This window comes from Ruegeria sp. A4 (assembly GCF_056543025.1).
Map to the genome: position 1 here is coordinate 123,941 of NZ_JBQGAW010000006.1, position 24,987 is coordinate 148,927.

The 24,987-nt window shown below is 58.0% G+C and carries 25 protein-coding genes and 1 riboswitch; of the genes, 8 read left to right on the plus strand and 17 right to left on the minus strand.

Going from position 1 to position 24,987, the window contains the following annotated elements; all coding sequences use genetic code 11:
* Nucleotides 1-22: 22 nt before the first annotated feature.
* A complete protein-coding gene (ychF, locus tag ACR0E2_RS16025) occupies nt 23-1,120 on the minus strand; it encodes a redox-regulated ATPase YchF (protein ID WP_171205607.1) in 1,098 nt (365 codons plus the stop codon).
* 198 nt (nt 1,121-1,318) lie between these two features.
* Between ychF and ACR0E2_RS16030 the strand changes: the two genes are divergently transcribed.
* The 7 genes from ACR0E2_RS16030 (at nt 1,319) to ACR0E2_RS16060 (ending at nt 7,347) form a co-directional block, all read left to right on the plus strand.
* Nucleotides 1,319-1,807, plus strand: a complete 489-nt coding sequence (locus ACR0E2_RS16030) for an acyloxyacyl hydrolase (protein ID WP_480447092.1) — start codon at nt 1,319-1,321, stop codon at nt 1,805-1,807.
* Nucleotides 1,808-1,885: 78 nt separating this feature from the next.
* Complete coding sequence (gene trpA, locus ACR0E2_RS16035) at nt 1,886-2,677, plus strand: tryptophan synthase subunit alpha (protein WP_480447093.1); 792 nt, start codon at nt 1,886-1,888, stop codon at nt 2,675-2,677.
* A 147-nt stretch (nt 2,678-2,824) separates the two neighbouring features.
* A complete protein-coding gene (locus ACR0E2_RS16040) occupies nt 2,825-3,991 on the plus strand; it encodes an alpha-hydroxy acid oxidase (protein WP_480447094.1) in 1,167 nt (388 codons plus the stop codon).
* A 249-nt stretch (nt 3,992-4,240) separates the two neighbouring features.
* Nucleotides 4,241-4,894, plus strand: coding sequence for a 50S ribosomal protein L25/general stress protein Ctc (locus ACR0E2_RS16045; RefSeq protein WP_152457184.1), 654 nt, complete (start codon nt 4,241-4,243; stop codon nt 4,892-4,894).
* 141 nt (nt 4,895-5,035) lie between these two features.
* Nucleotides 5,036-5,716, plus strand: a complete 681-nt coding sequence (pth, locus tag ACR0E2_RS16050; RefSeq protein WP_480447095.1) for an aminoacyl-tRNA hydrolase — start codon at nt 5,036-5,038, stop codon at nt 5,714-5,716.
* A gap of 83 nt (nt 5,717-5,799) precedes the next feature.
* Nucleotides 5,800-6,963, plus strand: a complete 1,164-nt coding sequence (locus tag ACR0E2_RS16055; protein WP_480447096.1) for a serine hydrolase domain-containing protein — start codon at nt 5,800-5,802, stop codon at nt 6,961-6,963.
* Between the two features lie 9 nt (nt 6,964-6,972).
* Nucleotides 6,973-7,347, plus strand: coding sequence for a DUF2237 family protein (locus tag ACR0E2_RS16060; protein ID WP_171117420.1), 375 nt, complete (start codon nt 6,973-6,975; stop codon nt 7,345-7,347).
* A 53-nt stretch (nt 7,348-7,400) separates the two neighbouring features.
* On the opposite strand, the gene ACR0E2_RS16065 is transcribed toward ACR0E2_RS16060, so the two are convergent.
* From ACR0E2_RS16065 to ACR0E2_RS16110, 10 genes are all read right to left on the minus strand, one after another.
* Nucleotides 7,401-8,996, minus strand: a complete 1,596-nt coding sequence (locus ACR0E2_RS16065; RefSeq protein ID WP_480447097.1) for an Ig-like domain-containing protein — start codon at nt 8,994-8,996, stop codon at nt 7,401-7,403.
* A 705-nt stretch (nt 8,997-9,701) separates the two neighbouring features.
* Nucleotides 9,702-10,949, minus strand: coding sequence for a tryptophan synthase subunit beta (gene trpB, locus ACR0E2_RS16070; protein WP_171170912.1), 1,248 nt, complete (start codon nt 10,947-10,949; stop codon nt 9,702-9,704).
* A gap of 68 nt (nt 10,950-11,017) precedes the next feature.
* Nucleotides 11,018-11,176 carry a hypothetical protein gene (locus ACR0E2_RS16075; protein WP_171170914.1) on the minus strand — a complete coding sequence of 53 codons (159 nt, stop codon included), beginning with the start codon at nt 11,174-11,176 and terminating at the stop codon, nt 11,018-11,020.
* A 224-nt stretch (nt 11,177-11,400) separates the two neighbouring features.
* Nucleotides 11,401-12,042 carry a phosphoribosylanthranilate isomerase gene (locus ACR0E2_RS16080; protein WP_480447098.1) on the minus strand — a complete coding sequence of 214 codons (642 nt, stop codon included), beginning with the start codon at nt 12,040-12,042 and terminating at the stop codon, nt 11,401-11,403.
* 11 nt (nt 12,043-12,053) lie between these two features.
* Complete coding sequence (locus ACR0E2_RS16085) at nt 12,054-12,404, minus strand: lipopolysaccharide assembly protein LapA domain-containing protein (protein ID WP_171117412.1); 351 nt, start codon at nt 12,402-12,404, stop codon at nt 12,054-12,056.
* 7 nt (nt 12,405-12,411) lie between these two features.
* On the minus strand, nt 12,412-12,696 hold the full coding sequence (gene ihfB / locus ACR0E2_RS16090) for an integration host factor subunit beta (protein ID WP_050603110.1): 285 nt from the start codon (nt 12,694-12,696) through the stop codon (nt 12,412-12,414).
* 270 nt (nt 12,697-12,966) lie between these two features.
* Nucleotides 12,967-14,643: a 30S ribosomal protein S1 gene (gene rpsA, locus ACR0E2_RS16095; protein WP_068337749.1), complete on the minus strand. Its 1,677-nt coding sequence runs from the start codon at nt 14,641-14,643 to the stop codon at nt 12,967-12,969.
* 231 nt (nt 14,644-14,874) lie between these two features.
* Entirely contained in the window at nt 14,875-15,291 is a 417-nt protein-coding gene (locus tag ACR0E2_RS16100; RefSeq protein WP_480447099.1) for a DUF6525 family protein, read from the minus strand.
* 29 nt (nt 15,292-15,320) lie between these two features.
* Nucleotides 15,321-17,006 (minus strand): tryptophan halogenase family protein, encoded by a 1,686-nt coding sequence (locus ACR0E2_RS16105; RefSeq protein WP_152457174.1) that lies wholly within the window; start codon nt 17,004-17,006, stop codon nt 15,321-15,323.
* Nucleotides 17,007-17,214: 208 nt separating this feature from the next.
* Nucleotides 17,215-17,751 carry a hypothetical protein gene (locus ACR0E2_RS16110; protein WP_480447100.1) on the minus strand — a complete coding sequence of 179 codons (537 nt, stop codon included), beginning with the start codon at nt 17,749-17,751 and terminating at the stop codon, nt 17,215-17,217.
* Between the two features lie 217 nt (nt 17,752-17,968).
* Between ACR0E2_RS16110 and ACR0E2_RS16115 the strand changes: the two genes are divergently transcribed.
* On the plus strand, nt 17,969-18,445 hold the full coding sequence (locus ACR0E2_RS16115) for a YHS domain-containing (seleno)protein (RefSeq protein WP_480447101.1): 477 nt from the start codon (nt 17,969-17,971) through the stop codon (nt 18,443-18,445).
* A gap of 21 nt (nt 18,446-18,466) precedes the next feature.
* Here ACR0E2_RS16115 and cmk read toward each other — a convergent pair whose 3' ends face one another.
* The 6 genes from cmk to ACR0E2_RS16145 form a co-directional block, all read right to left on the minus strand.
* The gene (cmk, locus tag ACR0E2_RS16120; RefSeq protein ID WP_480447102.1) at nt 18,467-19,084 is read right to left on the minus strand and encodes a (d)CMP kinase; all 618 of its coding nucleotides are present in this window, start codon (nt 19,082-19,084) and stop codon (nt 18,467-18,469) included.
* The gene (gene aroA, locus ACR0E2_RS16125) at nt 19,081-20,427 is read right to left on the minus strand and encodes a 3-phosphoshikimate 1-carboxyvinyltransferase (protein WP_480447103.1); all 1,347 of its coding nucleotides are present in this window, start codon (nt 20,425-20,427) and stop codon (nt 19,081-19,083) included. The genes cmk and aroA overlap by 4 nt, the downstream gene beginning before the upstream one ends.
* A 68-nt stretch (nt 20,428-20,495) precedes the next feature.
* Nucleotides 20,496-21,206: a tRNA (guanosine(46)-N7)-methyltransferase TrmB gene (trmB, locus tag ACR0E2_RS16130; RefSeq protein ID WP_480447104.1), complete on the minus strand. Its 711-nt coding sequence runs from the start codon at nt 21,204-21,206 to the stop codon at nt 20,496-20,498.
* Nucleotides 21,207-21,303: 97 nt separating this feature from the next.
* Nucleotides 21,304-22,485, minus strand: coding sequence for a methionine adenosyltransferase (gene metK, locus ACR0E2_RS16135; protein ID WP_152457168.1), 1,182 nt, complete (start codon nt 22,483-22,485; stop codon nt 21,304-21,306).
* A gap of 5 nt (nt 22,486-22,490) precedes the next feature.
* A riboswitch (SAM-SAH riboswitch) is annotated at nt 22,491-22,540 on the minus strand.
* A 41-nt stretch (nt 22,541-22,581) separates the two neighbouring features.
* Nucleotides 22,582-24,087, minus strand: a complete 1,506-nt coding sequence (lnt, locus tag ACR0E2_RS16140; protein ID WP_480447105.1) for an apolipoprotein N-acyltransferase — start codon at nt 24,085-24,087, stop codon at nt 22,582-22,584.
* Nucleotides 24,084-24,971: a hemolysin family protein gene (locus ACR0E2_RS16145; protein WP_152457166.1), complete on the minus strand. Its 888-nt coding sequence runs from the start codon at nt 24,969-24,971 to the stop codon at nt 24,084-24,086. The genes lnt and ACR0E2_RS16145 overlap by 4 nt, the downstream gene beginning before the upstream one ends.
* Between the last annotated feature and the right edge of the window lie 16 nt (nt 24,972-24,987).

Genomic DNA, 24,987 nt, shown 5'->3' on the forward strand with positions numbered 1-24,987 from the left:
TGTCGGCACAGGGCAAATGGCGTCAGGTGTTGAACAGGAAATGCATCACGTCGCCATCCTTGACGATATAGCTTTTCCCCTCGGCCCGCATCTTGCCTGCCTCTTTCGCCCCCTGCTCGCCGTTGCAGGCGATGAAGTCGTCATAGGCGATGGTCTCGGCGCGGATGAATCCCTTTTCGAAATCACCATGAATGACACCAGCCGCCTGCGGTGCAGCGGTGCCGGTGCGGATGGTCCAGGCGCGGGCCTCTTTCGGGCCGACCGTAAAATAGGTTTCCAGTTTCAGCAGGTCGTACCCGGCACGGATCAGACGGTCGAGGCCGGGCTCTTCCAGACCCATTTCCTCAAGGAACATCTGTGCCTCGTCCGCTTCAAGCAGGCTGATCTCTTCTTCGATCTTGGCGCTGATGATGACGTGAGAGTTGCCTTGGGCGGCAGCCATCTCGGCAACTTTCGCCGAGTATTCGTTGCCTTCAGCGGCCTCTTCCTCGGACACGTTGCAAACATAAAGAACCGGCTTGGTGGTCAGCAGCTGCAACATCTTCCAGGCCTTGGCATCCTCGTCCGAAACCTCGACCAACCGTGCAGGTTTGCCGCTCTCCAGTATCTTTTGCGCTTCGGCAAGCAGGCGGTCCTGCTGTTGGGCCTCTTTGTCATTGCCTTTCAGCTTGCGCACCAGGTTGGCACGGCGCTTTTCGATGCTTTCCAGATCGGCCAGCATCAGCTCGGTCTCGATGGTCTCGGCGTCGGCCACTGGATCGATGCGGCCTTCTACATGGGTCACGTCGCCATCTTCGAAACAGCGCAGGACATGGGCGATGGCATCGACCTCGCGAATATTTGCCAGAAACTGGTTCCCCAGCCCCTCGCCTTTCGAGGCCCCCTTCACCAGACCGGCGATATCCACGAATGTCATGCGCGTCGGGATGATCTGTTTTGACGACGCGATTGCGGCCAACTTGTCGAGCCGCTCATCCGGCACGGCCACATCGCCGACATTGGGCTCAATCGTGCAGAACGGGAAGTTCGCGGCTTGCGCGGCAGCGGTTTTGGTCAACGCATTGAACAGGGTCGACTTGCCCACATTCGGCAGACCCACGATTCCCATCTTAAAGCCCATAACGGCCTCCTGCATAGAATACGAACGCAGCTTCTATGCAGGTCCGCATCAATGCGCAAGTGATTGCCGGGCGACTTTGTTTGAGTCCCTTCGGCCACATCACGAAATTGTTCTCAAATCGTGTTCTTGTCGGTCCTGAAAAACGAAGGGTAGGATGAACAATTAACATAGCGCGACCAAATTAAATGGCAGAATATAATGGAAAAACTACTTCTTGCAGCCGTACTGACGGTCTCTACATTTGCTACAGCCCATGCTCAGACGGTAGTTTTTGGTGCCGGGTATTCAGATTTTTCCGAGGCGACGTCCGAAGATCAGGCACTGATCGCTCTCGAGTACCATCACTCTCCTTTTCACCAGGCAACTCGGTTCAGTGCTGGCTGGGGTGCTGCGTTTTCTGTGGACGAAGACGGGGATACGCATATCGGTGTGGGGCTGGTCGGGCTGTATTCTCTGGGTGAGCGCTGGTTCGTCGAAGGCAGTGTCATGCCAGGGTACTTCAATGCCAGCAACGACCAGAACGACCTGGGCGGAGACTTTCAGATCCGCAGCCTTTTGGGTCTTGGATATAACCTGAACAACGGCAACAGAATGTCAGTTGCGATCACGCACAAATCGAACGCCAGCACCAATGATGAGAACCCTGGTGTAAACGCGGTTCTGCTGCGGTACCATCTGGGCTTCTGAGCTATTCCTGCGTTGGCGGGATTGATTTTCGGTCAAAGTTTCTGCACACGGGTCCAAACCCGATTGCAAGGACATCCGATGACCCGTATCGACGCCAAGTTTGCCGCCCTGAAAGCCGAAGGAAAGAAGGCTTTTGTTGCCTATGTGATGGCAGGGGACCCAGACTATGACACCTCGCTCGACTTGGTCAAAGGCCTGCCCGGCGCGGGTGTGGACATCATCGAACTTGGTTTGCCTTTCACTGATCCGATGGCGGATGGCCCCACAATTCAGGCGGCGGGCCAACGCGCGCTGGACGGCGGGATGACGTTGCAGCGCACATTGGATCTGGCGCGCGCGTTCAGGGAAACAGATGACACGACACCAATTGTCCTGATGGGGTACTACAACCCGATTTACAGCCGGGGTGTCGAGGCTTTTCTGGCCGATGCCAAAGATGCCGGTATTGACGGGCTGATCGTTGTCGATCTGCCGCCCGAGGAAGACGAAGAGCTTTGCCTGCCTGCGCAGGCGGCCGGGCTGAACTTCATTCGTCTTGCAACACCTACCACGGATGACCAGCGCCTGCCGCGCGTTCTGCAAAACACCTCGGGCTTCGTGTATTACGTCTCAATCACTGGCATCACCGGCGCGGCCGAGGCGCAGGCAACGGATGTGGCCCCCGAGGTTGCCCGCATCAAGGCCGCGACCGAGTTGCCGGTGATCGTGGGCTTTGGCATCAATACGCCCGAGAAATCCCGCAATATCGCGTCCGTGGCAGATGGTGCCGTAGTCGGATCGGCGATCGTCAGCCAGATCGGTGCAGGCAAACCGGTCGACGAAGTGCTGGATTTTGTGAAGTCCCTGTCGGATGGCGCCCATAGCGCCTGATCCGGCAGATAAAACAACACACTAAAAAGCCTGCCGCAGACTGTTCTGGGGCAGGCTTTTTTGACAGCCCGCCGCCGGGCCAGATCATTGCAGGCTTTGACATGCATTGGTAAGGAAAACGAACCAGTAAGTTCGGAGGTCTAAGTCATGCCTGTGATAACCAATATTGAAGACCTCAGGCGCATTTACGAGCGTCGCGTGCCGCGGATGTTCTACGACTACGCTGAAAGCGGCAGTTGGACGGAACAGACATTCCGCGAAAACAGTTCCGATTTTGAAAAGATCCGCCTGCGTCAGCGGGTTGCCGTTGATATGTCCGGGCGTTCGACTGCCTCTGAAATGATCGGCCAGAAGGTGTCAATGCCGGTCGCGTTGGCCCCGGTCGGGTTGACGGGGATGCAGCATGCGGACGGAGAGATGAAGGCCGCCAAAGCCGCAGAGGATTTTGGTGTTCCCTTTACCCTTTCCACAATGTCGATCAACTCGATCGAAGACGTGGCCGAGCACACCGACAAGCCGTTCTGGTTTCAGCTCTACACGATGAAGGACGCTGACTATGTCAGCCGTCTGATCCAGCGGGCCAAGGACGCCGGGTGTTCGGCGCTGGTGATTACGTTGGATCTGCAGATTCTGGGCCAACGGCACAAAGACCTGAAGAACGGCCTGTCCGCACCCCCCAAGCTGACCGCGAAGACCATCGCGAACCTGATGACCAAATGGGCCTGGGGCATTGAAATGCTGCGGGCCAAGCGGCGCGAGTTCGGCAATATAGTGGGACATGTGCAAGGTATCTCGGACGCGTCTTCACTGGGGGCCTGGACCGCTGAACAGTTCGACCCCACCCTCGACTGGAGTAAAGTCGAAAAACTGATGGAACAGTGGGGCGGAAAGGTGATCCTGAAAGGGATACTCGACGCGGAAGATGCCAAAATGGCTGCCAAGCTGGGAGCGGATGCCATTGTCGTGTCGAACCATGGCGGGCGTCAGCTGGATGGTGCGCTCAGCTCGATCCGGGTATTGCCCGAAATCATGGACGCTGTCGGCAATGATGTCGAAGTGCACCTGGACAGTGGTATCCGCTCGGGTCAGGACGTGCTCAAGGCATTGGCGCTGGGGGCCAGGGGGACGTATATCGGACGCGCATTCGTTTATGGGCTGGGCGCCATGGGCCAGAGAGGCGTCACCACCGCGCTGGAAGTGATCCAGAAGGAACTTGACACAACAATGGCGCTGTGCGGTGAAAAAACCGTTAGCGCACTGGGGGCGCAAAATCTTCTGGTACCAGAAGATTTTGGTGGTCGCTGGCAAGGCTGAGCCCGCGGGAGATTTGGGGCTCTGCCCCCGCCGCCCGTTCCGGGCGTCTCCCCCGGGATATTTGTGGCCAGATGAAGCAGCGGGCCCTTCACTGATCTGGCGAAGAACACTTCGGAGCGCGCGGCTGAGCCCCACAAAAGGGCAAGCTGTGAATTACCCCTTTCCAAACCGGATGAATCGAGATAAGGACGCGGCTTCACGCGGGTATACAGCCTTGGAGGATACCCGCCCTAACATTGGAGAATTATCATGGCTGGAGAGATTCCTGATCTCGTAGCTCTGGAACGGACGGGGACAGGCAAGGGCGCCGCTCGCAAAACTCGCCGCGAAGGCATGGTTCCGGGCGTAGTGTTTGGCGGCGACAAAGATCCGCTGCCGATTCAGATTCCGTTCAACGAACTGTTCAAGCGCCTGAAGGCCGGTCGCTTCAAGTCGACCCTGTGGAACCTGAAAGTCGAAGGCCATGAAGACGTTCGCGTCATCTGCCGCGACGTTCAGCGTGATGTCGTCAAAGACCTGCCGACCCACTTGGACCTGATGCGCCTGCGCCGGACCACCAAGATCGCGCTGTACATTCCGGTTGAATTCATCAACGAAGATGAAGCCCCCGGCATCAAGAAGGGCGGCGTGCTGACCGTTGTCCGCCCGGAAGTCGAGCTGTTGTGCACCGCAGGTGACATTCCTGAGAAGATCACCGTCGATGTGGCCGGAATGAACATCAACGACGTCGTCACCATTTCGTCGGTTGAACTGCCCAAAGGCACCAAGCCGACCATCGACCGCGACTTCGTGATCGCAAACGTCTCGGCACCGACCGGTCTGTCGACAAGCGACGACGAAGAAGGTGAAGAAGCCGAAGTTGCAGTCGACGAAGTCGAAGTCGTCGGCAAAGAAGAAGAATAAATCCGGATCAAACGTCAGGATTTTGAAACGGGGTTCTGACGAGCCCCGTTTTTTTATGGCCAAGACGCGCGGCGCTGGCTGGATTTCCATGGCAATTCCGGGCATCACATAGCCTCGAGGCTACAGAGGCGGAGCTTGGTCATGAAACTCTTTGTCGGATTGGGAAACCCAGGGCAGAAATACGTCCGAAACCGGCACAACATCGGGTTCATGGCTGTGGAGCGGATTGCGGAAGATCATGGGTTTGGCCCATGGAAATCCAAGTTTCAGGGCGAAATCTCGGAAGGGCGGTTAGGGTCTGAAAAAATCCTTTTGCTGAAACCGCAGACCTTCATGAACCGGTCCGGTCAATCCGTGGGTGAAGCGATGCGTTTCTACAAGCTCGAGTCCACAGATGTTGTCGTGTTCCATGACGAGTTGGACCTCGCCCCGGGCAAAGTGCGGGTAAAGGCGGGCGGCGGACACGCTGGGCATAATGGTCTGCGCTCGATCCACGACCATATAGGCGCAGCATATGACCGTGTCCGGCTTGGGATCGGACATCCGGGCCGCAAGGAAATGGTCTCGGCTTATGTTCTGAGCGACTTTGCGAAATCCGAGAGTGACTGGCTGGACGACGTTCTTCGGGGTGTTTCGGACGGCGCGCCCCATTTGGCCCGGGATGATGGTGGAAAATTCATGAACGCGGTGGCCCTGCGCACTGCTCCGCCCCGGTCGTCCAAGACGGCCGCTCCAAAAGCTGAAACCGCATCTAAGGCACCTCCGAAGCCACCGGCCGACGAACGGTCGGCCATGCAGAAACTGTTGGACAAGTTCAAATAACGCCCCGCCCTCTTTCCGTTACGTCGGCGTTGCGAAAGAGGGATGTCCGCGTTCCAATACACGCAAACAAGGGAGGCTATGCGATGCGGTCCATACTGAAGTGGGTTCTGCGCATTGCGCTGGCGCTGGCTTTGGCCGCCGCTGCCGTTGGGCTTTGGAAACGCGAAGAGTTACAGCGCCTGATGGCGGTGAACTCTCTGTTTGCCGAGGACAAGATCGTTCACAACTTTTCGCATATGGATGAAGCCTTTCTGACCGTGGATCTGCCGCGTGGAAACGCCCCGACATGGGAATTGCCCTACGGCGAAGGTTTCGATCTTCCGGAAGGCACCGACACTTGGATCAATGAACGCTCGGTCACTTCTTTGCTCATTATGCAGAACGGCAAGATCCGGTTCGAGGAATACTATCTGGGCACCGGTCCCGATGATCGCCGGATTTCGTGGTCAGTGGCAAAAAGTTATCTGTCGGCGCTTTTCGGCATTCTCCTGCAAGAGGGCGCAATCGATTCATTGGATGATCCCGTCGTCAAATACGCCCCCAAACTTGCAGGCAGCGCATATGACAGGGCGACAATTCGGAACGTTCTGAACATGGCCAGCGGCGTCACGTTTGACGAAGATTATCTGGACCCGAAATCTGACATCAACAGGATGGGCCGTGTGATTGCCCTGGGCGGTGAACTGGACGATTTCGCGGCCTCATTGCAGGACAGTTTCGCGCCCCCCGGTGAAACCTGGCAATACGTTTCCATAGACACGCATGTATTGGGCATGGTGATACGCGGGGCGACCGGTCGCAGTGTCGCGGATCTTTTGACGGAGAAAATCCTTCAGCCCCTGGGCCTTGAGCGGGACGGGTATTATGTCACTGACGGCGCCGGTGTCGCATTTGTTCTGGGCGGATTGAATTTCACGACACGTGACTTTGCGCGGTTCGGGCAAATGATCCTGCAAGATGGGGAATTGAACGGCCGGCATGTGGTGCCCGCCGACTGGATATTCGAGGCAACTCAACCCAGCGCCCCGACCGCTCAGGGGAAGATTGGATATGGGTACCAGTGGTGGATCCCGCGCGGCGCCCATGAGGGAGAGTTTCTGGCCCGGGGCGTGTATGGGCAATACATCTATTTCAACCAACCTCGCGGCGTTCTGATTGTGTCTACCGGCGCTGATCGGAAATTCCGCGACACTGGCGTAAACGACCAGAATATCGAAATGTTCCGCAAGATCGCAGAAAGCCTGTAAGGTGTGTTCATGCAGAAACAAGACAGTATCAATGTACTCGGCGGCGTTCTGGCGCCCTGCTCACGCGATCCTCTGACCGGGTTCTTTCGGGATGGTGCGTGCAATACCTGCCCCGAGGATCAGGGCAGCCATACCGTTTGTGCCGTGATGACGGCCGAGTTTCTGGCATTCTCGAAATACGTCGGCAATGATCTGAGCACGGCTCGGCCCGAATTCGATTTCCCGGGTCTCAAGCCCGGTGACAGCTGGTGTCTGTGTGCCGGCCGGTTCCTACAGGCCCATGACGAAGGATGCGCGCCAAAGGTTCACCTGGAGGCGACCCATCAACGCGCGCTCGAGATTGTGCCGCTTGATATCTTGCTTCAGAACAAAGCGAATGCCTGAAAGCCATTGCGCCCGGGGCGAGACCTGATCCGCGATCCAGTTTCGCCCCAAGGTCAGAATGCCATTTGCCAGATCAGGCTGATGCTGTAGTTTTCGAAACCGCTTTCACCAATGCCATCGTAGAACACGTTTGCTGCAAGCAAGCTGTTGTTTTCCAGCCGGTAGTCCAGGCCCAGATCCGCGCGGGCACGGGCGGTATCGCCAATCGGTGTCACGCCCGGGGCGGTCCCGGTACCCGAAGTCGTGCTCCAAATCCCAGAAAGCCCACCCGTCAGCATCATCTCTCCTCGTGACACTTGCAACGGGTGACTGAAATCGACACCCAACCGTGCCGTCGTCAAACTGAAATCCTGCTGTGGAATCAGATTGCCCAGGCTGTCGGTATAAGCTTTCTGATCGTCGCTGGCATAACTTACGTCCAGCAAAGGCATCAATGTCAGGGCGCCACGCTTTATCTCACCGGTTACGCGCGACTGGACCAGCCAACGGTCACTGTCGAAACTGTCCTCGTAGGTGCCAAACGGAGAGATGTTGTTGTCGGCCTGACCATAAAGAACGCGCCCTTCAAGAAACACCGAATGATTGGGCAATTTTGCCACCACATAAGGACCAACCAGCCAGCCCGTACCGTCCACGCTGGCCGGGCCGTTTTCCGTTTCGGCATAGTCGAACTGAAGCATGGCACCGATCAACAGGTTCGAATTGATCTGGCGATGAGCCCCGACAACTGCCAGTGCATAGGAGTTGTCAAAATCATCCTGCGAACTCCAGTTGCCGGTCACACTGAACCAGAAAGGCCGCGCCGGATCACTGGCGAAATTCAGATACCCCGAGCCCTGCGTGACCGAAGCGTCCAGTATACCCGACCCCGAACCTTGCAGAAACTGGGTCAGTTTCGGCTGGTTCGTCACAAGGCTGTTGGCCCGGGCGTTCTGGAACGCCTGAATCTGACGTTGAGCATTTGTCACGGCCTGAAGCGTGCTGACCCTGTTTGACTCAAGGTTCAGATTCCCAGCCGCGTCCGAGAACACCCCTGCCGGAATGAAAAGCTCGATGGTGCCGTTGTTCTGGGGCGTCAAAGTGGCGACATAGCTGGTGCCGGACCCGGTCAGAGTGGCCGTTGCATTGGTGACGGACAGGTCGCCCACGGTGAAATCGGTGCTTGGTTCGCTCAGGGTAATGGTTGCTTGAAACGTTCCGCTGCCGGTCGGCGTCAAGACCCCGATCGTTGCAGTTGGCTGTGTTGTATCCACCAGAACGCGCGTGTTCACGATTTGAGTGTTCGTTACACCGGACAACGCGATCTCATAGCGATAAAGCGGCCCACCGACGGTTTCACGCGCGGTAAACGTAATCCCCATGTACCCGTCTGCCGCATATGTGGAATCCGCGCCATCCTGACTGAGAATGGTTGCGCCGATATAGCCAAGGGAAGCAAGGCCGGCGGGCGTGATCGCACTCTGGTTCAAAATGCCGTTGTTGAAATAGAAACTGCCGCCGGGAACCTGCCCCGATCCCCCCAGAGAAACAAAGGCCGTTCCGGTAAATGGGATGTTGTTGAAAAAGATGCTTCCCCCGTTCGGCGTCGGAACTGAGGTTATGATGAAGCCGCCACCAAGGGCCGCACCCTCTTTCGCGCTTCCGATCATGAGTGCTGAAATCAGAAAACAGAGGCACGACAGCCTCGAAATAACGGACCTGACCATTTTACCTCCTACAACACCGCGAGGGCGCTAAACACCAGGGCGCCCGGGCAAAGATACTGTGCCCCGAACCACGTCATCCATTGTCCCATCCATTGCAGAGACGTCCCCTGAACCGGCGGCAACTACGCCAGTTATCCAATAGTTAATTCAATTTGGAGACACTGTATAGAATTGGAAGCAACTCAACTTTGGCGTGCGGGCCACATGGCCATGCACAAACCGCAGGGCAAAAGTGAAAAATGCCCGGAAAACACTTCGGACCCCGGTGTTTTCAGGGTGTCTTCTCGGCGAAAGGTCACAACAAGCCGGGACTTTGCAAGTCATTTGCTCAAGATATGCCGGATACAGTTCCGCGGCTTTGACGGGATATTCGCAACAATCTCGGGCAGAGGTCGCAACTGGCAGTTGTCGGGAAACAAATGCAGGCACAATGATCCAGGTTTCACAGCAGCCGGCGATTCCTCGGGCTTTTGTGTTGTCCTTACATGCGCATTGGCGGCGGCCCTTTTTGCAGGGCAACCTGATTTCGGCGGACATGTCACATGTAGGACTATCCCGCCTGTCCTGCCTTGGAAGTATTGCTTTCAGGTCTGCTTGAGCCATCGACCCCAAGACAGAGCAACCGGGACATGCCGCCCCGGTTCACACTCAGTCCGCCGTACGGCCTTCGGTGTCTGACATATCGAAGTTCAGATATTTGGCCACGGTCTGAACGTCCTTGTCTCCGCGGCCGCACATGTTCATGCAGATCAGGTGATCCTTGGGCAATTCCGGTGCGATCTTCATCACATGGGCCAAAGCGTGGCTTGGTTCCAGCGCCGGGATGATCCCCTCGGTTGCGCAGCACAGCTGGAACGCCTCGAGCGCTTCTTTGTCGGTGATCGAGACGTAATTCGCGCGTCCAATTTCGTGCAGCCAGGAGTGCTCGGGCCCGATGCCAGGATAGTCCAGCCCGGCCGAGATCGAATAGCCTTCAAGAATCTGGCCATCGTCATCCTGCAACAGATAAGTCCGGTTGCCGTGCAGCACGCCCGGCCGTCCGCCGGTCAGCGAAGCGCAATGCTCCATTTTCTCGTTCACACCTTTTCCGCCCGCCTCGACGCCTATGATGTTGACGTCCTTGTCGTCGAGGAAGGGATAGAACAGACCCATCGCATTCGAACCGCCGCCGATTGCCGCGATGATCGTATCCGGCAAACGGCCTTCAGCCTTCATCATCTGCTCTTTCGCTTCCTTGCCGATGATCGACTGGAAATCGCGGACCATTGCCGGATAGGGGTGCGGTCCAGCCACGGTGCCGATGCAATAGAACGTGTCGCGCACATTAGTCACCCAGTCGCGCAGCGCGTCATTCATCGCATCCTTGAGCGTCCCACGACCCGAGGTCACAGGGATCACCTCGGCCCCCAGAAGACGCATGCGGAATACGTTCGGAGCTTGCCGCTGTACGTCGTGCGCCCCCATATAGACAATGCATTTCAAGCCAAACTTGGCACATACGGTGGCGGTGGCTACGCCGTGCTGCCCTGCCCCGGTTTCAGCAATGATCCGGGTCTTGCCCATACGCCGCGCCAGAATGATCTGACCCAGCACGTTGTTGATCTTGTGCGCGCCGGTGTGGTTCAGCTCGTCACGCTTCAGATAGATCTTGGCACCCCCCAGATGCTCGGTCAGGCGTTCCGCAAAGTACAGCGGCGAAGGACGACCCACATAGTTTGCCCACAGGTCATCCATTTCGGCCCAGAACGTCGGATCATCTTTGGCCTTGTTGTATTCCTCTTCCAGCGACAGGATCAGCGGCATCAGAGTTTCACTGACAAAACGCCCGCCGAAGATGCCGAAACGTCCCTGTTCGTCAGGGCCGGACATGAAGGAATTGAAAAGATCGTTGGCCATGGGTGTCTCCCTCGTCGTATCTGTTGTTCATAGGTGGTGGCAGCGGGATTTGCCATGGGCAAAACGCATCATTCCACAACCTGCGTGTTTTGACGCCAGACCTGAATCGCCTGTTCCGGCGAGGGCACACCAATGCACGGAAAATGATGAAACCTGTTCACATCCGCCAAACGATCGGCCGCCAACACGGCACGCCTGTGGGGGCCGGATTGGGAAAATGTCAGCATTGCTTCAATGTCTTGCCAGACACTGAATGAAAAATAGATGCCATCCTGCCTGAACAAGTCAGCGTGCAGGCACAATGGGTCCCCTTGCGCCTGCCGACAGGCCTGTCCCGCGCGCCAGAAAAACTCCGGCGCATGGTACCAGTGTTTCAAGGAAACGCCCCCGATTGCTGCGAGCATGCTCCATCCCTCCGTTTCGAGGGATACGCAACAAGATCTTTTTCAGATCACCTGAGAGCCGATGCAAAGTCGCGGATCAGGGCCGCATCTTTCACGCCCGGCGCGCTTTCGACACCGGATGACACATCCACCTGCCGGGCACCTGTCATCCGGACAGCTTCGGCAACGTTCAGGGGTGTCAGGCCACCGGCCAGCATCCAGGGTCGCCGCCAGTATTTCCGTCCGGCCAACAGCCGCCAGTCAAAAGCCAACCCGTTGCCGCCCGGCAATTCAGCCTCTCTGGGCGGTTTCGCATCGATCAGCAGTTGATCGGCCACCTCCGAGTAAAGATCGATGGCCGCCAGATCCTCGGCCTCGGCCACTCCTATGGCTTTCATCACCGGCAAACCAAATCGCTCGCGAATTTCGGAAACCCGTTCGGGCAATTCCTTGCCATGCAGTTGAAGCATATCAAGCGGTACAGTCGAAACGATGCCGTCCAATTCTTCGTCAGTGGCATTCACCACCAAAGCCACCTTGGCAACGCCAACTGGGACCAGATGCGCCAGTTCTGCGGCCTGCGAAACATCCAGATTGCGTGGCGATTTCGGAAAGAAAACGAACCCAACATAGCCTGCCCCGGCGTCTGCCGCAGCGCGCACGTGATCCGGTGCGGTCAGACCGCAGATTTTGAACCGAACATCAGGCATATCGGTCAGGCTCAGCTCGCCTCATCCAGAATGGCAAGCACGTCGTCCTTGCCTTCGTTTTGCTTTTTCTTGAGTTTCTTGACTTCGCGCTCAAGCTTGCGCACTTCGGTTTTCTTCACTGTCGCGTCGCGGCGGTGCTTGTGTTCCCGCAGCCATTCCCACAGGAAACCAATAACCAATCCTGCTGCAACACCCCCTAAAACCACCAGAAACAGCGGCAGTGACGCGCTGAGGTTAAAACCCAGAAGCTCGGCCAGAGCATCCGGCATCAGTTTCAGTTCAACGGACTGAACATTGGCAAGAGACACGGAAATCAGGATGATCCCGAGAGCCGCCAGAAAAGCATATCGAAGGTAACGCATCATGGTGTCAGGCTTTACCGTTCAATCGATCCCTGAGCAACTTGCCAGTTTTGAAAAACGGTACACATTTTTCTTCGACCTGCACTGTCTCGCCCGTGCGCGGGTTGCGCCCAACACGTGCATCGCGTTTTTTCACGGAAAAGGCACCAAAGCCCCGTAGTTCGACACGGTCACCGCGCGCCATGGCGTCTGTGACTTCTTCGAATACGGTGTTCACGATCCGCTCGACATCACGCTGATAGAGATGCGGGTTTTCGTCAGCGATTTTCTGAATCAATTCTGAACGGATCATGCGTGATACCCTCCCAGGCAGCCGGTGTGACAGGTCTACTGTTTTGACAGTATAGGAAAAAACCCGGAAGGGGGGAACGGATACTCTGAGTTTTGAGGCTTTATTTTGCCACATTCTCGCGCGAAATTTTATCTGTCAGGCCAATTTCCACACTTAATGCGCGATCAATCCCCTTATTAACCCTGCGGTTCGGAACATATTGATTCGCAACAAAAACGGCCCCACACTGTCGTGCGGGGCCGAAATTCATGCTTGGGATACTACCTTGGCTCAGTCGCCGGATTTCAACGCTGCACCCAGGATATCGCCCAGCGATGCGCCCGAATCGGAAGAACCGTACTGTTCCACGGCCTCTTTCTCTTCGGCGATCTCGCGCGCCTTGATCGACAGGCCCAGACGACGGGTCTTGCTGTCGACGTTGGTGACGCGGACGTCGACCTTGTCACCGACCGAGAAACGCTCGGGGCGCTGTTCGGCACGATCACGCGACAGATCCGAACGACGGATGAACGACTTCATGCCTTCGTATTCGACCTCGATGCCGCCATCTTCGATCGCGGTGACTTCGACAGTGATGACCGAGCCACGCTTCACGCCGCCCACGGCTTCGGCGAACTTGTCACCGCCCAGGGCTTTGATCGACAGCGAGATACGCTCTTTTTCGACGTCAACTTCCGAGACAACCGCCTGAACGACATCGCCCTTGCGGTAGTTCTGGATCGCATCCTCGCCACGCTCGTCCCAGGACAGGTCGGACAGGTGAACCATGCCGTCGATGTCGCCTTCGAGGCCGATGAACAGACCGAATTCGGTGATGTTCTTGACTTCGCCTTCGACCTCGGTGCCCTCGGGGTGGGTTTCTGCAAACACTTCCCACGGGTTGCGCTGAGTCTGCTTCAGGCCCAGAGACACGCGACGCTTGGCGCCGTCGATTTCCAGAACCATGACGTCGACTTCCTGGCTGGTCGAAACGATCTTGCCGGGGTGGACGTTTTTCTTGGTCCAGGACATCTCGGAGACGTGTACCAGACCTTCGACACCGGCTTCCAGCTCGACGAACGCGCCGTAGTCGGTGATGTTGGTAACGCGACCCTGATGGACCGAGCCCAGCGGGTACTTGGCAGCAACCAGATCCCACGGATCTTCCTGCAACTGCTTCATGCCCAGGCTGATGCGGTGGGTCTCTTTATTGATCTTGATGACCTGAACCTTGATGGTTTCGCCGATCGTCAGGATCTCGGACGGGTGGTTCACACGGCGCCATGCCATGTCGGTGACGTGCAGCAGGCCGTCAACGCCGCCCAGGTCAACGAATGCACCGTATTCGGTGATGTTCTTGACAACACCCTCGACGGTCTGACCTTCGGACAGGTTGCCGATGACTTCGGCACGCTGTTCGGCACGCGATTCTTCCAGGATGGCGCGGCGCGAAACAACGATGTTGCCACGGCGGCGGTCCATTTTCAGAATCTGGAACGGCTGCTTCAGACCCATCAGCGGGCCGGCGTCGCGCACGGGGCGAACGTCAACCTGCGAGCCGGGCAGGAACGCAACTGCGCCACCCAGATCGACGGTGAAACCACCTTTGACGCGACCAAAGATTGCACCTTCGACACGCTGGTCGTCGGCATATGCTTTTTCCAGACGGTCCCATGCCTCTTCACGGCGGGCCATCTCGCGCGAGATGACGGCTTCGCCGCGGGCGTTTTCTGCGGCACGCAGGTAAACTTCGACCTCGTCACCAACAGCGATTTCAGGGGCTTCGCCGGGATTTGCGAATTCTTTCAGATCAACGCGGCCTTCCATTTTGTAGCCTACGTCGATGATGGCTTGGCCGGCTTCGATCGCCAGAACCTTGCCTTTGACAACAGACCCCTCTTCGGGCGTGTCCATTTCGAAGCTTTCATTCAGGAGGGCTTCGAATTCCTCCATGGATGCGTTAGCCATGTGGCGTTGTTTTCCTTTACAATACGTTTTTGCTGGCCGAGCGGTTGTCTCCGCCGGTCTTGTTTCATGATGTCTTCAGGCGTGATCCGGTGCGCCCCTGAGCAAACAAACACAAAGGGCCGAGGTAACCCGGCCCTGCTCAGAAACGTCATCCGGACGTTGACCGCCCTTGTATCGACAGCGCGCGTATAGGCGGATTCCCCGGTGTGCGCAAGGGCAAAGCCCATATTTTCAAGGTTTGGCGGCTCTGCGCCCAGGCGCGTTGCCGGTTTTGAAGGTCCAAACCCCGGCATCGCGCCGCAGCATGGCCTGTTCAATTGCGTCCAGTCGCATCAACGCTGCGGAAGGGTTGCGCGCGCCTCCGGCCCGGTTCCAGATTTTTTGCGCAGAAACGGGGCTCCACGGCAAGCTTGCCGAGGCCAACCACTGGCGCAGCCCTGACGGCAGAGAGTCGTAGACCTGCATAGGCGCCGCCTGTCGTCTCCGACGTTTGAGGGTGCTCCGCAAATTCCGGCCCCTTGTTTGCCCTTGTTTCTTGTGTTGTTGCAATACGGTCGCCCTTCGCAATATGTATGTAATTACATTACATAACAACAAGGCAGACGGAAGCAAAAAAGACGGGGAATTTGCGCCCCGCCTTTCCTGCAACCATTCCCCGCGCGACGGGCAGGAAGCAGTCAGAACAGTTGCAGATCCTTTTTGCCGCTTTGGATTTCAGCAAAGTTCGGCATGTTTTCGATGACAACAGGGGCTGGCGCCGTACCGGGCATCGCCACTGTCGGCTTCATTGCCGCCGCCATTCCAAAGGCAGGTTGATCAAGTTCCCCCCGGATATCGCGCAACAGTGTTTTGTGATCCGGCATGGATTTAACGATCTTCGCCAGATCCATTTTCGCGTTCTTCATACCCTGGAACCAAATCGGTTTCTTCAACGGTCGAAGACGATCACGGATGCCTGAACCATAGCCCGTATCATAAACCTGTTTGCCCAAAAGAACGGTCTGATAAACGCGGCTGTCAAACAAAGTGGCAAACTCGATATCGTGATCCATCGGCAGGCGATACTGCCACAAGTCAAGATTTTCGGCCAACCGATCCGGTATCTTCATCTCGGTGCGCGCATCGATCCAGTATTGGTCATCGGTACGGTTGCCCAACCGATAGTGCAAACAGATGAATTCCAGAACCTCATTATAGAGCTTGTCCATCTGTCGATTGTATCTGTCCCTCAGCGAAGGCTCGATGTCTCGCGTGGGCAAATGCTCGGCGAACCAGCGTATCGCATGGTCAATCATGTGGATCGCCGTGCTTTCCAGCGGTTCAATGAACCCGCCGGACAGGCCTATGGCCACGCAATTCTTGACCCAGGCATTGCGCACGCGACCGACGCGCATCGGGATCACGCGCGGTGTCAAACCTTTGCCGCTGTCACCCAGCCACTCAAGGTATTCGTCCGCCGCCTGGTCATCCGTGCGGTGTGCCGACGAATAGACATATCCTGTGCCCACACGGTTAAAAAGCGGCACGCGCCACGTCCAACCCGCGCCCAAGGCAGTGGATCTGGTGGCGCTTTCGATCTTGTCAGGATCCGGATGCTCGATCTGCAACGCCATGGCCCGATCATTGGGCAGGTAGTCAGAGTAATCCAAAAATGGCTCACCAAGTGCCTTGTTGATGATCAGCCCACGAAACCCGGTGCAATCCACGACCATCTCAATGTCATGGCGGCCTTTTGCTTCGAGCATGAGATGACTGACATTGCCCTGTTCATCCAGCTCGACCGTTTGCACCTCATCCCGGATATGCTCCACTCCGCGCTTCGTGCAGACCCTGGTCAGCATGCCTGCAAACTTTACGGCATCCAGATGATAGGCATAACCAAACCGTTGTTCGAATTCAGGCTGCCCCAACTGACGCGCGCCCTTGCACAAACGGGCCAGATCATCATGGGGCGATATGGACTGCGTGAAATCCCTGTCGCCATTGCCGAAGCGCAGGAAATACTCGGCGGCCTCCAGCCCCTCAAGCATCTGGCCGTGCGCAAAGGGGTTCATGTAATCGATGCGATTGCCCTTGGCGTCATTGTTCCAGTTGCAGAACTTCACACCCAGCTTGAAGGACGCGTTGGTCTCGCGAAAGAAACTCCGCTCTGAAATGCCCGCCTGACGCAGCGTGACAGGCATCCGCGGAACCGTGGCCTCACCCACCCCGACGGTCGAGATGTTCGGGCTTTCGATCAGGCAGATTTGCGGTCGATCCTTGGGCGCTGACGTGCGGGAAAACACCATGTCCAGGATCAGCGCGGTCATCCATCCAGCCGTACCGCCACCCACGATGGTGATTTTGTTCAAACGATTGTTCATGTAGTTTTGTCCCTGTTGGCTTGGGAATTTTTTGCTGCGCCCCTGTTTTTTTTGCGGGTTGTGTCGCAGCTTTCCCTTTTCGCTGGGAAGAAATTATAACAGCTTTCCTGAATCCATCTAGGGTCTATGACGCACCGGCCTGAAGGCCCGGCCGCGCAACGTCGGGCAACCAGCAGGCGTCACGCCAGTCCCATATTCACGGTGAAGGTCAGATCTCTTCGCCTTTCTTCAGCAGTTCCTCAATCAGCCTGCGTTGCAGATCGGTGCTGTCGCCGCCTCCGAACTCTGCCGCACCACCGGAATACAGGGTGCCATATGTCCTGGCGATGTTCACAGTCTGGGCCAGCCCCGAGATCAACTGGTCTTTTTCCAACACGGACAACGGGTGGATAAACGCAGCCCACAAGGTGCCATTGGCAATCGCATAGCGGGCATCCAGCGTGCTGTCGAAATTGGCCTGCATCATTCGGATCAAGTCTTCCTCCGACAGCGCCGCGGCGCTGCGGATCGGGACCATGGCCCGCATCCGATCCGCATTGGTGTCGGTGATGACCAAGACCTGCACCCCTGCAATCGTCAATTGAAACCCGGGGCCGCTCGGCTCTGCTTCGGGATTAAGCGCAAAAAGAATGTTGCCCAGCCGTTCATACGTCATGGGCGGCTCGGCTTCGGGTGCGCTTTGCACGGGCTCTTGCGCGGCAAGGCTTCGGGCAATGAAAACAAGAATGAGGGCTAATCGGATCATGATGGCACTCCTGCGGGCATTCTTTCAGCATAGGTACGCAAACCCACACTGACCAAACAAAGCTTGGTGAACGCGCCTTCTGGTCATTCAGATACTTGTACGATCTGCAATATCTGATGGCCTATCTGCGATTACACGTCCAACTTTCATCCCCTAACTATGTTTCACCGGTCGACGATCCGATCGACCCGAACCCAGAACCAAGAGGAAACGTGTAATGAAAACTATCGTCTTCACCGCCCTGGCGGCCGCCATCGCCCTGTCCACTCCGGCTTTTGCCGCGGACGAAATCAACGTGTCCAACGGCATCTCGGCCGCAGGTGCCCCGCTTGCCGCACATGGGGTCGATCTGGTTGCTTTGGTCAATGATGGCAACCCGGTCGAAGGCTTCGCCACCCACTCGGCGACCTATGACGGCGCATCCTATTACTTTACCACCGCCGCCAACCTCGAGGCGTTCGAGGCGAACCCCGAGGCCTACCTGCCGCAGCATGGTGGGTTCTGTTCATTCGGCGTATCGGTCGGCAAGAAGTTCGACGGAGACCCGGATCAGTACCTGGTCGCAGATGGAAAACTGTACCTGTTCCTGAACGCCGAAACCCGCGCGGCCTTCCTGAAGGACGTTGCCGCCACCGCAAAAACGGCGGACGAACAGTGGGCAAACATCAGGAGCGTCGCCGTAGGCGAGCTGTAAACTCCGCACCTGCCTGCGACGTCAGCGCGTCGCGGGCAGTTTTGCGCTTATGATTTCAAGCGCTTTGGCCAATGCAGCCTCGATACTGAGGTCTGTTGTGTCCAGTTGCACTGCATCCTCAGCCGGCTTCATCGGCGCAGCGCTGCGCTCTGCGTCGCGGGCATCCCGCTCTTTGACATCTGCCAGAACCTGTTCGCGCGTCACGTCAGCACCTTTTGCACTAAGCTCCAGAAACCGGCGTTCGGCTCGCACCTCCGGGCTGGCCGTTACAAACAGCTTCACCTCGGCATTGGGACAAATCACCGTCCCGATGTCGCGCCCGTCCAAGACGGCCCCGCCCGACCTTCGGGCAAAGGCGCGCTGAAAATCCACCAAGGCGGCGCGAACCTCGGGGATCACCGCCACTTTGGATGCGGCCTGCGCGATTTCAGCCGTGCGCAGATCACCCTGCTCAAGCTCTTCGGCGGTCAGGGCCTGCGCTGCTTCAAGCGCGCCAAACCCTTTAAGAGTGCGCCGCCCAACGGCGCGATACAGCAAGCCGGTGTCCAGATGCGCGAACCCGAAATGCGCCGCAACGGCCTTGGAGATCGTGCCCTTGCCCGCAGCCGCAGGTCCGTCAATGGCGACAGTGAAGCTCACCTGCGCTCTACCTTTGCGCCAAGCGACGCCATCAACGGTTCAAAAATCGGGAAGGATGTCGCGATCGGGCCACCGTCATCCACGCTTACCGGGTTCTGCGCGCCCATGCCCATCACCATGAAGGACATGGCAATGCGGTGATCCAGGAAGCTTTCGCACGTCCCGCCACCCGGAACCTTGCCGATACCCAACCCTTCGACCGACCACCAGTCGTCACCCTCGTTGACCGTGACGCCGTTGGCGCGCAGACCACGCGCCATGGCGTCGATGCGGTCGCTTTCCTTCACCCGGAGTTCCTTCACCCCGCCCATCATCGTGGTGCCCGTGGCGTTTGCGGCAACCACGGACAAAACGGGGTATTCGTCGATCATCGAGGCCGCGCGTTCAGGCGGTACGTCAATACCCTTCATGTCTGGCGAGTATTTCGCGCGCAGATCGGCAACCGGCTCGCCGCCCTCTTCGCGCTCGTTTTCATAGGTCAGGTCGGCGCCCATCTCGCACAGCGTCGTGAACAGCCCCGCGCGCGTGGGGTTCAGGCCGATACCCGGCACCAGAACGTCGGAACCGGGCGTGATCAGCGCCGCGCAAACCGGGAAGGCCGCGCTGGACGGGTCGCGTGGAACGGCGATGACTTGCGGCTTCAATTCCGGGCGCCCCGTCAAAGTGATGACCCGGCCTTCATCAGTGTCTTCCACGGTAATTTCGGCACCGAAACCGGACAACATCCGCTCGGAATGATCGCGGGTTGCCTCTTTCTCGATAACCACGGTTTTACCGGGGGCATTCAGCCCCGCCAGCAGGACGGCGGATTTCACCTGGGCCGAGGGCACCGGAACTTCGTACCGGACCGGAGTCGGGTCCGCCGCACCAACGATCGTCATGGGCAAACGCCCCCCCGAGCGGCCCACGGCCTGCGCCCCAAACAACGCAAGCGGATCCGTTACCCGCGCCATGGGCCGCTTGTTCAGGCTGGCATCGCCGGTAAAGGTTGCCGTAATCGGCGAGGTCGCCATGGCACCCATGATCAGCCGGACTCCGGTGCCGGAATTGCCGCAGTCAATCACCTGATCCGGTTCGGCAAACCCGCCGACGCCCACGCCATGCACGGTCCATTCGCCGCCGCCGTGATTTGTGACTTCTGCCCCGAAGGCCCGCATTGCCTTTGCGGTATCCAGAACGTCCTCACCTTCGAGCAATCCCGAGATCCTGGTCTCGCCCACAGCCATCGCGCCAAGGATCAGTGACCGGTGCGAAATCGACTTGTCGCCCGGCACCTCTGCCGTGCCGGTCAGCGGGCCGCAGGGATGCGAAGTCATCGGGATGGGCGTTCCGTGTCCGGACATGGGGGCTCCTTTTGCGCTATCAGTGCTCCAGCCGATTAGCGAATTGGCACCGTTTGGTCCAGCGGCAATCAGCCTTTGCGGCGGAAGGTCAGGTAATGGGGCGTGCGACCTTCACGCAAGGCTTTCTGCTCGTAGCGTGTGGAAATCCAGTCGTCCCACGGCTCGCGCCAATCTGCGGGGCGCTCGGCCAGCCACTCGAACCCGGCGCGGGGGACTTCCTCGAGAGTCTGCCGCACATAGTCGGGGATGTCCGTGGCGACTCGGAAGATCGACCCGGGCTTCAAGACCTTTGCCAAGGGTTCAAGATGTTCCGGCGTCACGAAACGGCGACGATGATGCCGGGTTTTGGGCCACGGGTCAGGATACAGAAGGAAGGCGCGCGATATACTGGCCTCTGGCAGCACGTCGAACAGGTCTCGGGCATCGCCGGGATGCACGGCAAGGTTATCAACCCCCGCCTGCCGAATTTTACCCAGCAGCATGGCAACGCCGTTGATATAGGGCTCGGCCCCGATGATGCCGATGTCGGGGTTGCTTTGCGCCTGGTGAACCAGGTGTTCGCCACCGCCAAAGCCGACTTCCAGCCAGACCGGCTTGCCGCCGAACAACGCGTTCAGGTCCAACGGCCTGCGTTCGGGGTTTGTGTCCCAATCCACCGCACCGGGCGACAAAGCCGCCAGATCTTCGTTCAGATAGGTCTTTTGGCTGGGCTTCAGGGTCTTGCCCTTGAAGCGGCCATAGAAGTTTCTGCGCGGGCGTTGTGGGGTCTCGGTGCTCATGGCGGTCGCCATACTGCGCGCCAGAGAACGTTGCAAGGCCACGCGGTACGCACAAGGAAAAAGCGCGCCCTGAAAGGCGCGCTTTGTGTTGTTCAGATCAGACTGCGGCTTTCAACGCATCGACCAGATCGGTGCGCTCCCAGCTGAAACCACCATCATCGCTCGGCTGGCGACCAAAGTGGCCGTAAGCAGCTGTGCGCTGATAGATCGGTTTGTTCAGTTGCAGATGCTGGCGAATGCCGCGCGGTGTCAGATCCATGACCTCACCCACAGCTTTTTCGATAACCGCATCCGCCAATTGGCCGGTTCCATGGGTGTCGGCGTAGATCGACAGCGGCTTGGACACGCCAATCGCATAGCTCAGCTGAATCGTGCAGCGTTCGGCCATGCCCGCCGCCACGACGTTTTTGGCCAGATAGCGTGCTGCGTATGCTGCCGAGCGGTCAACCTTGGTCGGGTCTTTGCCCGAGAACGCGCCGCCGCCATGAGGGGCCGCGCCGCCATAGGTGTCCACGATGATCTTGCGCCCGGTCAGGCCCGCGTCACCATCCGGTCCGCCGATAACGAATTTGCCGGTCGGGTTGACGTGCCATTCGGTTTCGGCCGACAGCCAGCCGTCAGGCAGGGTTTCGCGGATATAAGGCTCGACGATGGCGCGGATATCATCCGAAGACAACGCTTCATCCAGATGCTGCGTAGACAGAACGATCGAGCTGACGCCGACCGGCTTGCCGTCGCGATAAACGACTGACAGCTGCGACTTTGCGTCGGGGCCCAAAGCAGGTTCGGTACCATTCTTGCGTACTTCCGCCAGTCGCCGCAGGATAGCATGCGAATACTGGATCGGTGCGGGCATCAGCGCCGGAGTTTCAGTCGTGGCATAACCGAACATGATGCCCTGGTCGCCGGCACCCTCGTCCTTGTCATCCGCAGCGTCAACGCCCTGAGCGATATGGGCGGATTGTTCGTGCAGCAGGTTGGTTACTTCGACGGTTTCGTGGTGAAACTTGTCCTGCTCGTAACCGATGTCTTTGACACAGTCGCGGGCGATCTGTTCGATGCGACCCATGTAATCGTGCAGCTTGTCTTGATCAGACAGACCTACTTCGCCACCGATCACAACCCGGTTGGTCGTGGCGAAAGTTTCGCAGGCCACACGGGCTTCTGGTTCTTCATTGAGAAATGCATCAAGGACAGCATCCGAGATGCGGTCACAGACCTTGTCGGGATGCCCTTCGGAAACGGATTCCGAAGTAAATGTATAGTTCTGTCGGGACATAAATGCGCTCCATTAGGGGTTTCTCCGCCACGCCAGGAAGCCGTTGTGACAGATCACAGACGCATACGCTCGCTTAAAGATGGGGTCAATCTTAAATTATTTAGTCAGGCGACGGATGTTGAACCACGCCAATGCAGCAAGAAACAATAGCAGTCCAAGAACAGGGCTGTCCCCGATGCGGGAATAAACTGTTGGCTGATGTGGCTGCGGCAGGATGGCATCCACGTATCCCGCCTTGCCCAGCGCCAATGAGGCCGTGACCTGACCCAATGGGTCAATCATGGCCGATATGCCGGTATTGGCCGAACGGATCATCGGCAGACCCTGTTCAATTGCCCTCATCCGGGCCTGTGCCAGATGCTGAAACGGTCCCGAACGCATTCCGAACCACGCGTCATTTGTGATCTGCAACAGAAAGTCCGCCCGACCCGCCGCCCCGTTCACATCCTGCGGGAACACGGCTTCGTAACAGATCAGAGGCAGCGCCCTTCCCAATTTGCCAAGGCCCAAGAGCTCGGGCCCCGGCCCTGCGCTGAATCCATGCCCCGTTGTGGCCGCCATCCCATAAATCCCAAAACGGCCCATCAACTCGCCAAAAGGCACATATTCTCCAAACGGGGCCAGATGGTGTTTGTCATACAGACCGCCCTGCTGCCCGGCTTCATCCAGATAGACCATCGAGTTGAAAATCCTCGGGCCGTCTCCGCGCTGGATCCCCAAAACCACGGGCGTACCCTGAGCGGCATCCGCAATGGCCGTCAAATACGGTTGCGCGCTGCCCAGCCAGGCTGGAACTGCGGTCTCGGGCCAGACGATCAGGTCCGGTCTGGGCAAAGCGGCGGAATATTCAATCTGACGGGCAAAAAACATGGGCATATATGCCGGGTCCCACTTTTGGTGCTGCGGGGCGTTGGGTTGAACAACACGAACTGTGTGCGGACCTTCCTGCACTATTGGCCGCATCGACGCATAGCCAACTGCCAGCGCCGCCGCCGCAGCTGCAAATCCCAGTGGACGGAGCAGTGCCCGCAAGCGTCTTTCCTGAACCAGTGCCGCCCCTATCGGAAACGCCACGGCAAATGTGAGCGCATTCAGGCCATACGGCCCTACCAGAGACAGCACTTGCGCCACGGGCGTATTCACCCAGATTTGCGCCACTCCGCCCCAGGGGAATCCGGTCAGTACGTATCCCCGTGCCAGTTCAGCCAGCGACAGCGTTGCGATCAGCAAAACGCTTTGCTGCATGGCGGTCGCGCCAACATGCCGCGCCAGTCGAAACGCAACCGCCCAGAACAGGGCGAGCCCGCCGGCCATAAACACCAGCGCAAACGGTGCCATCCAGGCGTGGCGCTCTGCATCCACCTGGAAGGGCTCGATGATCCAGCTGAGCGCATGGGCAAAATAGCCGGTGGCGAAGAACCAGCCGATCCACCCCGCGCGAGCACGGGTTTCACTGCCAAGGAACACCGGAACGATCAAAACCAGTGCAACAACCGTAGCGCCCCAATACCCATATGGTGCCTGGCCAAAAGCGCCGAAGGCGCCCAGCGCGGCGGCGGCAAACACTCTCAACGATAACGGCCAGCCCCGGACAGGCGTCATGCAGCGACGTCCGGCAGCATGACGCGCAACCGTTTGATGCGTCGCGGGTCGGCTTCGATCACTTCGAATTCCGGTCCTTCCGGATGGATCACGACCTCACCCCGTGCCGGAACACGCCCGGACAGCATGAACACCAGCCCCCCCAGCGTGTCGATGTCTTCTTCATCCACATCCTCGTGGCTGGTCAGGGATCTGCCGATCTCGGCTTCGAAGTCCTCAAGCGGCACACGTGCCTGCACAACGTAACAGCCCGGCTTTTCCTGCACCCAAAGCTGATCTTCGTCTGCATCGTGTTCGTCCGCGATCTCACCCACGACCTGCTCGATCAAGTCTTCGATCGTCAGCAGCCCGTCGACGCCGCCATATTCATCAATCACCAACGCCATATGGCGACGTTCGGTCTGCATCTTGGTCAGCAGGACACCGATCGGCATTGAAGGCGGTACGAACAAAAGCGTGCGCAACATGGATTTCAGGTCAAACTTGTCCGCGCCGCCGTTGAAACCATGGGTCAGTGCGAAATCCTTGAGGTGAACAAAGCCCAACGGCGTATCCAGCGTTCCTTCATAGACCGGGATTCTGGACAACCCACTGTCCCGGAACACGTCGGCCAGTTCATCCTTGGTGATGGTGGAAGGAACCGCGATGATCTCGGCCGTGGGAATGGCCACGTCTTCGACGCGCATCCTGCGCAGGTTCATCATCCCGTGAGGCCGAGCGGCCGCTGCGCTCTGCCCATTCATCCCCGGGTTTTGCTGAGTCTCATGACCCGAAAACGCGTCGAAAATGCGGGAAATAAACCCGCTTTTCTCTTCTGTATCATTGCCGCTGTCCTGAGGTTGCGCGCTTTGCGCCGCCCTAGAACTGCCGTCTGTTTCGCCCATTACCTTGTTCCAACTG